Annotated in this window: 14 protein-coding genes; 7 read left to right on the forward strand and 7 right to left on the reverse strand. The window is 71.0% G+C overall.

The annotated features are described in order from the left end of the window. Window positions 1–104: 104 nt before the first annotated feature. Entirely contained in the window at window positions 105–374 is a 270-nt protein-coding gene (locus ACZ7LU_RS13760; protein WP_398300918.1) for a hypothetical protein, read from the forward strand. 44 nt (window positions 375–418) lie between these two features. Here the strand turns inward: ACZ7LU_RS13760 and ACZ7LU_RS13765 are convergent, their stop codons facing one another. Next, entirely contained in the window at window positions 419–1,156 is a 738-nt protein-coding gene (locus ACZ7LU_RS13765; protein ID WP_398300916.1) for a ferritin-like fold-containing protein, read from the reverse strand. A 464-nt stretch (window positions 1,157–1,620) separates the two neighbouring features. On the opposite strand from ACZ7LU_RS13765, the gene ACZ7LU_RS13770 reads away from it, so the two are divergent. Then, window positions 1,621–3,909, forward strand: coding sequence for a DEAD/DEAH box helicase (locus ACZ7LU_RS13770; RefSeq protein ID WP_471916780.1), 2,289 nt, complete (start codon window positions 1,621–1,623; stop codon window positions 3,907–3,909). Between the two features lie 538 nt (window positions 3,910–4,447). Further along, the gene (locus tag ACZ7LU_RS13775) at window positions 4,448–5,401 is read left to right on the forward strand and encodes an alpha/beta fold hydrolase (RefSeq protein WP_471916781.1); all 954 of its coding nucleotides are present in this window, start codon (window positions 4,448–4,450) and stop codon (window positions 5,399–5,401) included. Between the two features lie 28 nt (window positions 5,402–5,429). Here ACZ7LU_RS13775 and ACZ7LU_RS13780 read toward each other — a convergent pair whose 3' ends face one another. Next, the gene (locus ACZ7LU_RS13780; RefSeq protein WP_468092186.1) at window positions 5,430–6,371 is read right to left on the reverse strand and encodes an NYN domain-containing protein; all 942 of its coding nucleotides are present in this window, start codon (window positions 6,369–6,371) and stop codon (window positions 5,430–5,432) included. A 195-nt stretch (window positions 6,372–6,566) separates the two neighbouring features. On the opposite strand from ACZ7LU_RS13780, the gene ACZ7LU_RS13785 reads away from it, so the two are divergent. Beyond that, window positions 6,567–6,719, forward strand: coding sequence for a hypothetical protein (locus ACZ7LU_RS13785; protein ID WP_167359504.1), 153 nt, complete (start codon window positions 6,567–6,569; stop codon window positions 6,717–6,719). A gap of 85 nt (window positions 6,720–6,804) precedes the next feature. Here ACZ7LU_RS13785 and ACZ7LU_RS13790 read toward each other — a convergent pair whose 3' ends face one another. The 3 genes from ACZ7LU_RS13790 to ACZ7LU_RS13800 all read right to left on the reverse strand — a co-directional run bounded on the left by ACZ7LU_RS13790 (window position 6,805) and on the right by ACZ7LU_RS13800 (window position 9,265). After that, on the reverse strand, window positions 6,805–7,410 hold the full coding sequence (locus ACZ7LU_RS13790; protein WP_398300908.1) for a MarC family protein: 606 nt from the start codon (window positions 7,408–7,410) through the stop codon (window positions 6,805–6,807). 163 nt (window positions 7,411–7,573) lie between these two features. Beyond that, complete coding sequence (locus ACZ7LU_RS13795; RefSeq protein WP_468092182.1) at window positions 7,574–8,449, reverse strand: PHP domain-containing protein; 876 nt, start codon at window positions 8,447–8,449, stop codon at window positions 7,574–7,576. 174 nt (window positions 8,450–8,623) lie between these two features. Next, window positions 8,624–9,265 carry a DUF6758 family protein gene (locus ACZ7LU_RS13800; RefSeq protein WP_398300906.1) on the reverse strand — a complete coding sequence of 214 codons (642 nt, stop codon included), beginning with the start codon at window positions 9,263–9,265 and terminating at the stop codon, window positions 8,624–8,626. A gap of 173 nt (window positions 9,266–9,438) precedes the next feature. Between ACZ7LU_RS13800 and ACZ7LU_RS13805 the strand changes: the two genes are divergently transcribed. Beyond that, window positions 9,439–10,692: an MFS transporter gene (locus ACZ7LU_RS13805; protein WP_471916782.1), complete on the forward strand. Its 1,254-nt coding sequence runs from the start codon at window positions 9,439–9,441 to the stop codon at window positions 10,690–10,692. 18 nt (window positions 10,693–10,710) lie between these two features. Here ACZ7LU_RS13805 and ACZ7LU_RS13810 read toward each other — a convergent pair whose 3' ends face one another. Further along, on the reverse strand, window positions 10,711–11,295 hold the full coding sequence (locus tag ACZ7LU_RS13810; RefSeq protein ID WP_398300903.1) for a suppressor of fused domain protein: 585 nt from the start codon (window positions 11,293–11,295) through the stop codon (window positions 10,711–10,713). Between the two features lie 500 nt (window positions 11,296–11,795). On the opposite strand from ACZ7LU_RS13810, the gene ACZ7LU_RS13815 reads away from it, so the two are divergent. Then, window positions 11,796–12,932, forward strand: coding sequence for a magnesium and cobalt transport protein CorA (locus ACZ7LU_RS13815; RefSeq protein ID WP_398300901.1), 1,137 nt, complete (start codon window positions 11,796–11,798; stop codon window positions 12,930–12,932). 24 nt (window positions 12,933–12,956) lie between these two features. Then, window positions 12,957–13,469, forward strand: a complete 513-nt coding sequence (locus ACZ7LU_RS13820) for a hypothetical protein (RefSeq protein ID WP_468092176.1) — start codon at window positions 12,957–12,959, stop codon at window positions 13,467–13,469. A gap of 100 nt (window positions 13,470–13,569) precedes the next feature. Here ACZ7LU_RS13820 and ACZ7LU_RS13825 read toward each other — a convergent pair whose 3' ends face one another. Beyond that, window positions 13,570–14,343 carry a hypothetical protein gene (locus ACZ7LU_RS13825; protein ID WP_398300897.1) on the reverse strand — a complete coding sequence of 258 codons (774 nt, stop codon included), beginning with the start codon at window positions 14,341–14,343 and terminating at the stop codon, window positions 13,570–13,572. Between the last annotated feature and the right edge of the window lie 66 nt (window positions 14,344–14,409).

Consider the following 14,409-nt stretch of genomic DNA (forward strand, 5'->3'; position numbering starts at 1 on the left):
CGAGGGGACTTCGGCGTCACCCGATCATGGAGGGTTGCATTCCGGCGGCCCGGGGTACACCGGCTACGACCGATTTGCACCTGGCCGCGAGGGAGGGCACCACCGTGATTCTGGAAGCACTCGGCTCCACATTGCTCGGCTTGGCCCTGGCCTGGGCCACCGCGCACCGCTTCGGCCACCGGCTGCCCGCGCGCAGCCTGGTCCTGTCCACAGGCCCCGCGGGCGCCTTGATCGGCGCCTTCATCACGCACATGGCGCTCGGTTCCGGCCACACCCCGGCGACGCTCGTGGGAGCGACAGCGGTCTCGGCTGCTCTGCTGTCACTGCTGCTCCGCCCCACCCGGAACCACCTGCGCCGCTCGGCGACGGCGTAGGAGCGTCCCGTCGAGACGGCGTAGGAGCGCCCCGTCGAGCAGACCTACGCCGCCAGGCCCAGCGCAGCCATCCGCTTGGTGTGCGCCTCGGTGATCCGCGAGAACATCCGTCCGACCTCGGCCAGGTCGAAGCCGTCCGCCACGCCCCCGACCAGCATGGTCGACAGCGCGTCGCGGTCCGCGACCACCCGCTGCGACTGCGAGAGCGCCTCGCCCATCAGCCGCCGCGCCCACAGCGCCAGCCGCCCGCCCACGCGCGGGTCCGCCTCGATCGCGGCGCGCACCTTCTCCACGGCGAAGCTCGCGTGCCCGGTGTCGTCGAGCACGCCGAGCACGAGTTCCCGCGTATCGGAGTCGAGCCGGGCCGCGACCTCGCGGTAGAAGTCACTGGCGATCGAGTCGCCGACGTACGCCTTGACGAGGCCTTCCAGCCAGTCGGACGGCGCGGTCTGCCGGTGGAAGCCGTCGAGCGCGGCGACGAACGGCTCCATCGCCTCGGTCGGCTCCGCGCCGATCGCCGAAAGACGGTCACGCAACTGCTCGAAATGGTGGAATTCCGCCGACGCCATCTTCGCCAGCTCCGCCTTGTCGCCGAGCGTCGGCGCCAGCTTCGCGTCCTCCGCGAGCCGCTCGAACGCCGCGAGCTCCCCGTAGGCGAGCGCGCCGAGAAGGTCCACGACCGCGGCGCGGTACTGGGGCTCGGCGGAAGCTTTCGCCCAGTCCTGGGCGGCGATCCCGGTGGGTTCGGCGGCGGATTCAGCGGCGGTGTCAGGCGTCTCCATGAAGCGCACAATAGCCCGCCTGCGGGAACGCGTAAGGCCCTGGTCAGTGACTGTGACGACGACCATGTGACGAATTCGCCGGACACACATGCGAGATTTAGCGGTACAGTGGTAATGCGCCCGCCGAATATTCGACGGGCCGTACGAATGAGGATGCCCGGTCGGTGGCCCGATCGGCTCCGACCCGACAGCCCTCCGGGCGGTGCGCACAGGATGCGTACGGCACGAGGAGGGAACCTCAGCGGTAAGAGCGCTCGAGCGCCGGCAGTGGTCCCGCGCCCCCGGCACGCCCCCCAAGCGTCCGGCGGTAGTGGCACGGTCACGACCCCCTGCGTTCGCCTCACGCCGCGTCTCACAGAAGAGGCATAGCCCTGACTACGACTTTCCGAGAGCTCGGGATTCTTTCCGAGACAGCCGAAGCCCTTGAAGCCGTCGGCATCATCAACCCCTTCCCCATCCAGGAGATGACGCTCCCCGTCGCCCTTTCGGGCAAGGACGTCATCGGCCAGGCCAAGACCGGCACCGGCAAGACGCTCGGCTTCGGTCTGCCGATCCTCGAGCGCGTGACCGTCCCGGCCGACGTCGAGGCGGGCCGCGCCACTCCCGAGCAGCTGACCGAGGCGCCGCAGGCCCTCATCGTCGTCCCCACCCGCGAGCTCTGCCAGCAGGTGACGAACGACCTCCTGACCGCCGGCAAGGCGCGTAACGTCCGCGTGCTCGCCATATACGGCGGCCGTGCCTACGAGCCGCAGGTCGAGGCCCTCAAGAAGGGCGTCGACGTGGTCGTCGGCACCCCCGGCCGGCTGCTCGACCTCGCGGGTCAGCGCAAGCTCGACCTCAAGCAGATCAAGTGCCTGGTCCTCGACGAGGCCGACGAGATGCTCGACCTCGGCTTCCTGCCCGACGTCGAGAAGATCATCAACATGCTTCCGGCGAAGCGCCAGACGATGCTGTTCTCGGCGACCATGCCGGGCGCCGTCATCGGCCTCGCCCGTCGTTACATGTCGCAGCCCACGCACATCCGCGCCACCGCGCCGGACGACGAGGGCCAGACCGTCGCCAACACGAAGCAGTTCGTGTACCGCGCGCACAACATGGACAAGCCCGAGATGGTCTCGCGCATCCTCCAGGCCGAGGGCCGCGGACTCGCGATGATCTTCTGCCGTACGAAGCGGACCGCCGCCGACATCGCCGAGCAGCTGGAGAAGCGCGGGTTCGCCTCGGGCGCCGTGCACGGTGACCTCGGCCAGGGCGCCCGCGAGCAGGCGCTGCGCGCGTTCCGCAACGGCAAGGTGGACGTGCTCGTCTGCACGGACGTCGCCGCGCGCGGCATCGACGTCGGTGGCGTCACGCACGTCATCAACTACCAGTCCCCCGAGGACGAGAAGACGTACCTGCACCGCATCGGCCGCACCGGCCGCGCGGGCGCCAAGGGCATCGCGATCACGCTGGTCGACTGGGACGACATCCCGCGCTGGCAGCTGATCAACAAGGCCCTCGACCTGGGCTTCAACGACCCGGTCGAGACGTACTCCAGCTCCCCTCACCTGTACGAGGAGATGAACATCCCGGCGGGCACGAAGGGTGTTCTGCCGCGCGGTGAGCGGACCCGTGCGGGTCTGGGCGCGGAGGAGATCGAGGACCTCGGCGAGACCGGTGGACGCGGCCGTGGTGGCCGCTCCGGCGGCGGTCGTACGCAGGATCGCGACCGCGACCGTGGTCGGGACCGTGACCGCTCGGCCCCGGCGACCGCCGAGCGTGAGCGCCCGGCGCGCACGCCGCGTCGTCGCCGCCGTACGCGCGGTGGCACCCCGCTCGACACGGCCACGACCACGGCCCCGGCCGCGACGGCTCCCGCCGCTCCGGTGGCCGAGGCCGCCCCGGTCACGGAGGCCGCCCCGGTAGCCACCGAGGCGACCGAACCGCGCACCCCGCGCCGCCGTCGGCGGACGCGTGCCGGCGCCGCGTCGGAGTCCCTGGCGACGGCCGAGGCCACGCCGACCGAGGCGGAGGCCCCGGCCCCGGCCCCGGCTCCTGTCGCCGAGGTGGAGCCCCCGGCCACGAAGCCGCGCCGCCGCACCCGCAAGGCCGCGGAGCCGACGCCCGAAACCGAGGCAGTCGTACCTGAGACGGTCGCACCCGAGGCTGTCCTGCCCGAGACGGTCGCGCCCGAGGCGGAGAAGCCGAAGCGCCGCACGCGCAAGACGGCGGAGAAGGCCCCCGAGGCCCCGGAAGCCGAGGCCGAGAAGCCGAAGCGCCGCACCCGCAAGACGGCAGCGGAGAAGGTCGCCGAGGCGGCAGTGCCGGAGGCCGAGGCCGAAAAGCCGAAGCGCCGCACCCGCAAGGCTGCGGAAAAGGCCCCCGAGGCCACCGCCCCCGAGGCCGAGGCCGAGAAGCCCAAGCGCCGCACGCGCAAGACGGCAGCGGAGAAGGTCGCCGAGGCGGCAGTGCCGGAGGCTGACGCCGAAAAGCCGAAGCGCCGCACCCGCAAGGCTGCGGAAAAGGCCCCCGAGGCCGACGCACCCGAGGCCGAGGCCGAGAAGCCGAAGCGTCGGACCCGCAAGACGGCGGCGGCCAAGGTCGCCGACACCATCGAGGCCGGTATCCCGGCCCAGGCGACGGAGGAGCCCAAGCCCCGCCGTCGTACGCGCAAGGCCGCGGCCACCTCCGTGGACGCGCCCGAGGCCGAGACCCCGGCCCCGCGCCGCCGCACGCGCAAGAAGGCAGAGCCGGTGGAGACAGCGGACAGCTGACGCACAGCCGACCCACGCCGAAGGCCCGCCCCCACTCGGGGGCGGGCCTTCGCGCGTCCCCACCCGCAACACACCACCCACCCCACCCGCCAGCAACCCGCATCAGCCGCCTGCCACAGCCCCCGAGCCCGGACGTACGCAGACCCCACGGTCGACCAAGACCCGACACCCGCGCAGGGCCCGGTACCGGCCCAGGAGCCACAGCCGCCCAGCCAACGGCGGCCAAGCGGCAAGCCGGCCCGGCCTTGCCGCAGCCCTCAAGGCCGGACATGAGCGGTCCCCACGGTGAGCCAGGACCCGACACCTGGCAGGGCCCAGCGAATGGCGCCCTGCCAGCGGTGGTCGAGCGGCCGGACAGCAGGCCCCGGCCCAACGGGGGGACCGCCCCCGGGCGGACGGGACCGTGCCAGTCGGCCCGCAGCCACCGGGCACCGGGCACCGACCCGGAAAGTCCAAGTCGGCGCCCGACCACAGCCCGTGCCCCCGTCGGCGCCGCACTCGCTGTCGTCCGGTTCTGCCGACCCGTTAGCCTCGGCTCATGAGCAGGCCCCCGACCTTCGTACCGCCCCCGTGTGCGACCGCGCACGCCCTCCGTACCGACCGTGGAGACTTCGCCGTGCTCGACGCGGCGCCGACGGCGGGCGTCCGGCGCAGAGGAACCGTCCTCCTGCTTCCCGGGTTCACCGGCAGCAAGGAGGACTTCATCGCCCTCCTCGAGCCGCTCGCCGACGCCGGCTACCGCGCGGTGGCCGTGGACGGTCGCGGCCAGTACGAGACGCCCGGTCCGGACGACGAATCAGCGTACGCCCAGGGCGAGTTGGCGCGCGATGTCCTGGCCCAGGCGGCGGCGCTCCTGGCGGACAGCGGGGTCAGCGAGCCCCCTTCCCGCCCCCGCACCCTGCATCTCCTCGGCCACTCCCTCGGAGGTCAGATCGCCCGGGCCGCCGTGCTGCTCGATCCCCGCCCCTTCGCCACCCTCACCCTCATGTCCTCGGGGCCCGCCGCCATCGCCCCCGTACAGCAGGAGCGCGCCAAGATGCTGGCGGACGCCGTCGCGGTGCTGTCCATGGACGAGGTGTGGCAGGCGATGCAGGCCATGGAGCCGCCACCCCCGCAGGACGCGCAGACAGGGAACGCAGAGACGGGGAACACGCAGACGGGGGACGGGACCACGGCGGACGAGCAGGGTGTCGAGGATGACAGCGAGGCTCTGCGGGCCCGCTGGCTGCGGCACAGCCCCGCCCAGCTCATCGCCACCGGCAGACAGCTGTCCACCGAGCCGGACCGCGTGGCCGAGCTCGCCGCTCTGCCGCTGCCCAAGCACGTGATCTCGGGCGAGCGCGACGACACCTGGGCCGTCCCCCTCCTGGACGACATGGCCGAGCGCCTGGCCGCCCACCGCACGGTGATCCACGGCGCCGAGCACTCCCCCAACACCGACCGCCCCGAGGAGACGGCGGCAGCCCTGATCGACTTCTGGAACCGGCACTGAGGACACTGGGGCAGAGCTGAGGCGGACCTCAGTACTGCGCCTGCAAGTGCTCCCAGAAGCCGTCCCGCAGCGCCCTCCGCAGATCCGACTGGCCGCGCAGCGAGTACTGCAACAGCCGCTCCGCCTCCACCAGGAGGTCCTGGTCCACCGAGCCGGGCAGATAGGGGTGGCCGGGCAGCAGGCCCACCAGCGCCTCGCGGCCCCGCGCCCCGAGCCACTTCGCGGCGATCTGCGCGCCGACGAAGCGGACGTCCTCGCGGGTGGGGCGGTGCGCGGCGGCGCCCGCCTCGTGCGGCGTGACGACGCGGCGTGTGACGTACGGCTTGAAGAAGTCGAGGTCGAACGTGCGCTGGCTGTCGACCTCCCAGAGCAGCGCCTCCGCCTGGTTGCGACCGTCGGGCGCCTCGATGCCCCACAGGTGGACCCGCGCGCCGTACCCCTGCGCAGCCTCGACCGCCGAGACCAGGTCCTCGTCACCGCCGATGAGCGCCGCGTCGCTGATGGCGCGGTGCCTGGCCAGTGACTCCAGGTCGCTCCGGATCAGGGAGTCGACACCCTTCTGCTGGTTGTTGGCGTTGAGGTTGCCGAGCCTGACCTTGACGTCGGGCAGCTCGGCGATGGACTGCTGTTCGGTCGTGTGGATGCGGCGCCTCGCCCCGTCGTACCAGTACACGCGCAGCAGCCTGCTGTCCGCGAAGATCGTGCGGGCCTTGTCGATGAGCGCCTCGATGAGACCCTCCGCGTCGACGTCGAAGGACCGGCGGTCCTCGGTGGTTCCGGTGACGAGCCGGCCCGCGGCCGCGTACAGATACCCGGCGTCGACGAAGATCGCGTGCGTGGACGGGGTCTTCGCCACCTCGGCGAGCATGCGCTCGAGCAGGCTGTTGGTGCGCTCCAGCTGAGCGCTGATGTCCGCTGCGCTGATATCCGTGGCGTCGGAATCCGTTGCGCTGGGGTCGGCGTCGTTCATATCGTTCCCAGTCTCCCGCCCGTCACGCTGCGAACACAACTGCTCTCGCTACTCGCAAGTAATTAGGTTCGCGAAAAATTTCTTTAGCGTAGGGAATGTTTGCACGAGGCAACTCGTTGTACCCGTCAGGAAGACACCGCAGGAACCAGCAGTTCTCCTTGCAGGAGGATGACCAGACGAAGGGAGAAGCCCCTCATGCGCTTCGAAATCATGCGACTCGACGACGTCGACGGCACCGCCGTGGACAGCACCGTCGTGGACGCCGCCTCCGTCAATCGGATCGTGCAGCAGGCCGCAGCGATCGGCCAGCGCATCTACATCCGCCCGGCCGACACCTCGGCCTCATAACGCAGACGTCGCAGGGCCCCCGTACGGAAGCCGTACGGGGGCCCTTCGTGCGTCCGGGGCCACTGAGGGCCCGCGCTCACGGCACTCAGCCGCCCTTGATCACCTGCGTGACGCCGTTGATGATCTGCTGCACCGCGATCGCGGAGAGCATCATGCCCGCGAGCCGCGTCACGAGCACCACGCCGCCGTCCTTGATCACCCGGATGATCAGCAGCGAGTACCGCATCACCAGCCACAGCACCACGTGCATGGCCACGATCGCCGCCCAGACGGAGAGCTGCGTTCCGACGCTGTCCGCGTCCTGGACGGCCAGGATGACCGAGACGATCGCGCCGGGCCCCGCGAGCAGCGGCATGCCGAGCGGCACCAGCGCGACGTTGACGTCCTTGGTCTGCTTCGGCTCGTCCGTCTTGCCGGTGAGCAGGTCGAGCGCGATCAGGAGCAGCAGCAGACCGCCCGCGATCATCAGCGCGGGGACGGAGACGTGCAGGTAGTCGAGGATCTGGTGACCCACGACGCCGAAGACCGTGATCACGCCGAAGGCGACGCACACGGCCTGGAAGGCCATCCGCTGCTGCACCTTGGCGGGCCGGCCCGCGGTCAGACCGAGGAAGATCGGGGTGATACCAGGGGGGTCCATAATCACGAAAAGCGTGAGAAAGAGGGATCCGAAAACGGCGACGTCGAACACAGTGATGGCCTTGCAGAGAGTCGTACGAAGGGGTGAGCGGTGCACGCACGCGCACGGCGACCACCACCACGGAACGGTGAAGTGGCAGCGGAACGCGGTGAAGAGAGGCGCGGAGTGCGGAGTAGTGCGCGGAGCGCGGAGTCGAGTGCGGTGGGACCGACCGCTAGGCGGCCGGGCGTCCGCCCGCGCCCGGCACGGGGAACGCCCCCGTCGCCCTGCGCGTGATCTCGCCGTAGATCTCGGGGTCGGTCGTGAATTCCCCGAGCACACACGTCTTGCGGCTGCCGTGGTAGTCGCTGGATCCGGTGACCAGCAGGCCCAGCTCCCCCGCGAGCGCGCGCAGCCGCGTGCGGGTCTCGGGCGTGTGGTCCATGTGGTCGACCTCGATGCCGTCGAGGCCCGCGGCCGCCAGCTCGGCGATGACGGACTCGGAGACGATCCTGCCCCGCTTGCTGGCGCCGGGGTGCGCGAAGACGGTGACGCCGCCGGCCGCCTTGACCAGGCGGATCGCGTCGAACGGGTCGAGCTCGTGCTTGTCGGCGAACGCGCGGCCGCCGTCGGCGAGCCACTCGGGCGTGAAGGCGTCGGAGACGGTGGGCACGACGCCCAGCTCGACGAGCGCCTCGGCGATGTGCGGACGGCCGACCGAACCGTCGCCCGCGATCCGCGCGACCTGCTCCCAGGTCACCGGCACGCCCAGCTCCTGGAGCTTGCCGATCATCTCCTTCGCGCGCGGCACCCGGTCGTCCCTGACCAGCTCGCACTCGCGGGCGAGCTCGGGCTCCTCGGGGTCGAAGAGGTAGGCCAGCATGTGCAGGCCCATGCCGTCGAGGTTGAAGGAGAGCTCGGCGCCGGTCACGAGGGTCAGCCCCGTCGGCAGCTCGTGCAGGGCCCGCTTCGCCTCGGCGTAGCCCCGGGTGGTGTCGTGGTCGGTCAGCGCGACGACGTCCAGACCGGCCGCTGCCGCGTTGCGGACCAGCTCGGCCGGGGTGTCCGTGCCGTCGGACGCGGTGGAGTGGGTGTGCAGATCGATGCGCACGACGCTGGCTCCAGTGCTCTGACGGGCGGACGAGGGGGACGCTCAAGGATAACGGGCGCAGGCCGCTTCTCGGCCCGCTCCCGAAGAGGCGTCCCTCACGGCACGGGAGCCTCTCGCCCCTCTCTTCCCTCTGTCCCTGCTCCCGCCCCTGAGCCCCGCCCCCCCCGGCGTCGCTCACGGCGTGAGCAGCCGCGGTGACAGCGCCCCGCACGGCAGCAGATCCACTTCCGCGCCCGCGTCCCGCAGATCGGTGAGGACCAGCTCGTCGTACATCAACAGACCCGACTGCTCCGGCCACGCGATGGCCCACAGCCACAGTCCGCGCGCCTCGCCCGCGAAGACCGCGCGGTCGTCCGGCGTCCCCGAGACGTGCCACAGCGGCGTCGGCCGGCCCGCGGCGAGGACCTTGGTCTGCGGTGGCTTCTCGACGCTCATGTGAGGGCCCGGGTCGGGGCCGTCGATGCCGGCGTACCGCGCGCCGAGGCCGACGCCGAGCTCCTCGGCGACGAGCACCAGCTCGCCGACGCCGCCGAGCGGCGCGGGACCGGAGCAGGCCACCGCCGTCGCACGGCCGCCGCTCCTGTCGTCCCCCGCGCAGGCCACGCCCGTGAACAGCCAGCCGACCGGCAGGGGCCACGGCATCCACACCGGGACCTGCGCCCGGTGCACCACGACCTGGAGAGCCTCGACGCTGGGCGGGATCACGGGCTGCAGCGGGTGCACGGTGCCGTGCACATCGCACTGCCAGGAGTCGGCAAAGAGACCGGGAGCCCTGACCCGGCCACCACACTTCGGGCAACTGGGTTCGCCCCTCATAGCGCCCAACGGTCCTCCCCGGCCGCCGCTCCGTCAAGGACGATCACCCGTCCGGTGGCCCTGTCACCAGGGAAAACTAGATGTAGCTTGCATCAGTTAGCCTTGCTAACTTAATATATGCATACGTCAACGACCTCCGTCGGACACGGATACGGCAGTGAAGGAGCGGCTGAATGAACAGCAGCACAGGGGGTCCCGCCGAAGGGGACCCGTTCGACGCCGGGGCGGGCAGCCTGTTGCGGCAGCCGAAGGCCGTATGGGCGACGGCCGGCGCATCCGTCGTGGCCTTCATGGGCATCGGGCTCGTCGACCCGATCCTGCCCTCCATCGCCGAGGGCCTGGACGCGAGCGCCAGCCAGGTCTCCCTCCTCTTCACCTCGTACTTCCTGATCACCGCCATCGCGATGCTGGTCACCGGCTTCGTCTCCAGCCGCATCGGCGGCAAGAAGACCCTGCTGCTCGGCCTCGCGCTCGTCGTGGTCTTCGCGGCCCTCTCCGGCACCTCCGGCTCGGTCGGCGAACTGGTCGGCTTCCGGGCGGGCTGGGGACTCGGCAACGCGCTCTTCGTGTCGACCGCCCTCGCCGTCATCGTCGGCGCCGCGGCCGGCGGCAGCGCCGCCGCGATCCTGCTGTACGAGTCGGCGCTCGGCCTCGGCATGGCGTGCGGGCCCCTGGTCGGCGCGGTGCTCGGCGACGCCAGCTGGCGCTATCCGTTCTTCGGCACCGCGGCCCTGATGGCGATCGGCTTCCTCTGCATCACCGCGTTCCTCAAGGAACAGCCGAAGCCCGCGCGGAAGACGTCCCTGCTCGACCCCGTCAAGGCGCTCGGCCACGGCGGGCTCGCCTCCGCGGCCGCCTCCGCCTTCTTCTACAACTACACGTTCTTCACCGTGCTGGCGTTCACGCCGTTCGTGCTGAACATGTCGCCGTACAAATCGGGCGCGGTGTTCTTCGCCTGGGGCGTGCTGCTCGCGGTGTTCTCGGTGCTCGTCGCCCCTCGGCTGCAGGCGCGCCTCGGCTCGCTGAAGGTGCTCGGCGGCTCCCTGGTGCTGCTCGCCGCCGACGTGCTCGTACTCGGTTACGGCGACCACACCACGGCCGTCGTCTGCACGATCCTGTCCGGCGCCTTCATCGGCGTGAACAACACCGTCTACACCGAGCTCGCCCTCGGGGTCTCCGACGCGCCGCGACCGGTGGCCAGCGCCGGCTACAACTTCGTGCGGTGGTTCGCGGCCGCCGCGGCGCCCTTCTTCGCGCCGAAGATCGAGGAGTGGAGCGACATCCACATCCCGTTCGTGGTCGCGGCCGTCACCGCGGTGATCGGGGCAGGTGTGATCTGGGTGCGCAGGGCCTCGCTCACACACCAGGCCGAGGAGCTGGAGCCGCGGCACGCCACCGAGGACGGAGTCGGCGTCTTCGCCAACTGAGCCTTCCCAGAAGGGACTTCAGTCCAGGGGTACGGACTTGCGCAGCGGATCGCGCAGGTCCGTTCCGCTGTTCAGCCAGCGCTCCCGCAGCGCCGCCGCGCCGTGCACCCGCTTCCAGGCCGCCTCGTTCGGCGTCATGGGGAGCAGCGGCAGGAACCGCACCGGCTCCATGGGAGCGTCGAGGTCGAGATCCTCGACCAGGCCGCCGGGCTCCGCGACGAGCACCGAGGTGAACGGCGCGCCGGGCCACAGCGGTTCGCCCACGTCCAGCGACGCGCCGGGCGCCACGATCAGCCCCTCCACCTGCGGTGAGGCGGCGAGGACCGCGAGCGGCCGCAGCACCTTGTCCGTGTCGGCGCGGCCCCCTCGTACCGACAACACCAGCTCGGCGCGCGGACCCTTGACCGGATCGGCGAGCACGGCGGTGGGGTCGGCCATCGGCTGGGCGGACATGCCGAGCGTCGCATAGCGCAGCACGTCGCCGTCCGTGAACCGCAGCACTTCGAAGCGGTCCGTCCCGAGGAAGGTCACCGCGGCGCGCGCGTCCGGTTCCCCCAGGCCAGTACGGAGACGGGCCTCGACCAGCGCAAGAACATCAGCCATGACGCGAGCATAGAACTCGTCAGGGAACGGCAAAGCGGGGGCTTGACACTTCAGTCGGCTGATAGTGTTGGCCGCTGGCTCAGGGCAGCACGCAGAAGCGTCGCTTTCAAGCCCTGCAGACAGACACTGACTTTGCGCCACTGGCGTGAAGGGCGCATGGGACTTCCCTTACGGGGGACCGGCCGGAGGAGGTGGGGCTGCAATGGACCGAAGTCGACCGTGCAGTACCACCCGCTCTTCCGCCCGGTGATTTTCGCAGCTCGACAGCTGCGCAAGCACACACACGCACGGCGAGCACTGTTCGTGCCGTGTGCGACGGAAGAGCACTTCGTTCCCACCTGATCTGTCTGAGTTTCCTGATCTGTGTCAGTAGCGAAGCTGCCACCGCGACGGTGCGGTGCTCCCCGCTTTGTGGACGTGCCAAACATCTACGCAGTAGGACGTCCCCATTCCGGGCAGTTCCAACCGTCGCAGGCGGCCTCCTTCGAAGGAGCCTGCCCATGTCGATGATCCGCGACCTTCGTGCCGCCGTCCGCCCCTCGCTGCGCAAGGACGGCACCGCCTACCCCTCCTCCCCCGCCTCGTACGACACCTACGACGCGACCCGTGACGCCGCGTCGGCCGTCGTCGACTGCGCCGTCTACCGCGAAGGGCGGCGCCTGGAGTGCGCCGACACCCTCAGCCCGCACGAGGCGATGCTGGAGGTGCGCCGCCAAGGCGGCTTCGCCTGGATCGGCCTGCACGAGCCGACCGAGGCCGAATTCGCCGGTATCGCCGCCGAGTTCGGGCTGCACCCGCTCGCCGTCGAGGACGCCGTCCACGCCCACCAGCGCCCCAAGCTGGAGCGGTACGACGACACACTGTTCACCGTCTTCAAGACCATCCACTACGTCGAGCACGCCGAGCTCACCGCCACCAGCGAGGTCGTCGAGACCGGCGAGGTGATGTGCTTCACCGGCCGGGACTTCTTCATCACCGTCCGGCACGGCGGCCACGGCTCGCTGCGCGCCCTGCGGCGCCGCCTCCAGGAGGACCCCGAGCTGCTCGCCAAGGGCCCCTCCGCCGTGCTGCACACCATCGCCGACCACGTCGTCGACGGCTACATCGCGGTCGCCGACGCCATGCAGGACGACATCGACGACGTGGAGAGCGAGGTGTTCTCCGCGCCGAGCAAGGGCAAGGGCAGCTCGCGCGGCGTCGACGCCGGACGGATCTACCAGCTCAAGCGCGAGGTCCTGGAGTTCAAGCGCGCCGTATCGCCGCTGCTGCGGCCCATGCTGCTGCTCAGCGAGCGGCCCATGCGGCTCGTCGACCCCGACATCCAGAAGTACTTCCGGGACGTCGCCGACCACCTCACGCGCGTCCAGGAACAGGTCATCGGCTTCGACGAGCTGCTCAACTCGATCCTCCAGGCCAATCTCGCGCAGGCCGCCGTCGCGCAGAACGAGGACATGCGCAAGATCACCTCGTGGGCGGCCATCATCGCCGTGCCGACGGCGGTCTGCGGGGTCTACGGCATGAACTTCGACCACATGCCGGAGCTGCGCTGGCGGTACGGCTACCCGATGGTGCTCGCCTTCATCGGCGGCGTCTGCTTCGCGATCCACCGGACCCTGAAGCGCAACGGCTGGCTGTGACCCCCACTCGGTAGGCTGCCGTCCATGACTGCTGACCCGCTGCTCGACCGCGCCCTCGTCGAGGAGGCCACCAAGAAGTCCGGCCTCATCTGGGTCCGGGGCGAGGGTTCGCCCGCCCGGGCGCTCTGGCACGTCTGGTACGAGGGTGCCGTGCACCTCGTCGGCGACGGGCCCGGCGAGCAGCCCCTGCCCGGGCTCGTCGACGGGGGGCTCGCCGAGGTGACCGTGCGCAGCAAGGACAAGGGCGGGCGGGTCGTCGCCTGGACCGCGGACGTGCGCGAGCTGGCGGCCGGCTCCGAGGAGTGGGAGGCCGCTGTCGGTGAGCTGAAGGGCAAGCGGTTGAACGCGCCGGACGCGGAGCGGGTCACCGTGCGGTGGGCCGAGGAGTGTCGGGTGGTCCGGCTCACGCCGCGTGAGGTGACGACGGAGCTGCCCTCCGGGTCGCTGGCGGCCCCGCCCCTCCCCACGGGGGCTACCACGCGTGAGCCGCTGCCCGGCGGGCTGCCTCGGCTGCTCTTCCGGCGCAAGCGCCGTTGAGGTTTGTGTCTCCTTGCTCTGCGGGTGCGTCGTGGTTGCTCGCGCAGTTCCCCGCGCCCCTGAGGCTTGCCCCTTCGGGGCTTGCCTCACGCGGGTTTCGTCAGGACGTCGGGAGTTGTTTTCCGTAGTCGACCATCTCGTCCTTGCCCGGCTCCTGGAGCGGGAAGTCCTTGTTCCAGTCGGTGAGTTTGAGGGTGCCCGCGTGGCCGCCGCGCTCCAGGCGCAGGGGGTAGGGCTTGCCCTCCAGGGAGACGGACAGCGTGCCGCCCGCGCCCTCGTCGCCGGTGATCTTGATGCTGCGGAGCCGGCCCGTCGTGCCGCGGTCGCCCTTGGCGAGCGTGCCGTGCAGCGTGAGCATGCCGTCGAGGAGCTTGTCCTTGTCCGTGAAGCCGCTCAGCTGCTGGTAGGCGGGGTCACCCTCGGGGACCTTCACGTACTTGCCGTCCAGCTTGGCCGCGGCCGTCTCGTCGGACTGCCCGGGCTTGCCGTCGGTCTTGCCGCTGTCGTGCGTCCAGAACTCCGACCCCGCCTTCAGGTAGAGCTCCTCGCCGATGCGCAGCAGCTGGAACGTCTGCCCCTTCGAGGTGACCGAGCCCGTGCCGCCCTCGCCCTTGAGGCGCATGTCGAGGGTGTACGTGTGGTTCTTGCTCACCACCGTGCCGGAGAGCCGCACCGCCGACGCCGCGTCGGCCGCCCGGCCCGCCTTGCCCTGGATCTTCGCCGCGGAGAGCTTCCCGACGCCGTTCGTGCCCGCGTCCGGATCCTCGCCGCTGCTGCAGCCCGTCAGACTCGTGGCCGCCGCGACCAGGCCCGCGCACATCGCGCTCACGAAGGCTGTCCTGCGGGCGCGGCTGGCCAGGGGAAGTGCGGTCACAGGTGGCGCTGCCTCTCGTGCGGACGACCTCTACGGCTACGGCAGTACGGCAGCGTACCTGTGCCG

The sequence above is a fragment of the Streptomyces sp. NPDC039462 genome (assembly GCF_055639375.1).

What these genes read in the sequence shown, in the direction of transcription:
- ACZ7LU_RS13765 (WP_398300916.1), bottom strand. Translation starts at nt 1,156, where the DNA reads ATGGAGACGCCTGACACCGCCGCTGAATCCGCCGCCGAACCCACCGGG.
- ACZ7LU_RS13770 (WP_471916780.1), top strand. Translation starts at nt 1,621, where the DNA reads ATGACGCTCCCCGTCGCCCTTTCGGGCAAGGACGTCATCGGCCAGGCC.
- ACZ7LU_RS13775 (WP_471916781.1), top strand. Translation starts at nt 4,448, where the DNA reads ATGAGCAGGCCCCCGACCTTCGTACCGCCCCCGTGTGCGACCGCGCAC.
- ACZ7LU_RS13780 (WP_468092186.1), bottom strand. Translation starts at nt 6,371, where the DNA reads ATGAACGACGCCGACCCCAGCGCAACGGATTCCGACGCCACGGATATC.
- ACZ7LU_RS13785 (WP_167359504.1), top strand. Translation starts at nt 6,567, where the DNA reads ATGCGCTTCGAAATCATGCGACTCGACGACGTCGACGGCACCGCCGTG.
- ACZ7LU_RS13800 (WP_398300906.1), bottom strand. Translation starts at nt 9,265, where the DNA reads ATGAGGGGCGAACCCAGTTGCCCGAAGTGTGGTGGCCGGGTCAGGGCT.
- ACZ7LU_RS13805 (WP_471916782.1), top strand. Translation starts at nt 9,439, where the DNA reads ATGAACAGCAGCACAGGGGGTCCCGCCGAAGGGGACCCGTTCGACGCC.
- ACZ7LU_RS13810 (WP_398300903.1), bottom strand. Translation starts at nt 11,295, where the DNA reads ATGGCTGATGTTCTTGCGCTGGTCGAGGCCCGTCTCCGTACTGGCCTG.
- ACZ7LU_RS13815 (WP_398300901.1), top strand. Translation starts at nt 11,796, where the DNA reads ATGTCGATGATCCGCGACCTTCGTGCCGCCGTCCGCCCCTCGCTGCGC.
- ACZ7LU_RS13820 (WP_468092176.1), top strand. Translation starts at nt 12,957, where the DNA reads ATGACTGCTGACCCGCTGCTCGACCGCGCCCTCGTCGAGGAGGCCACC.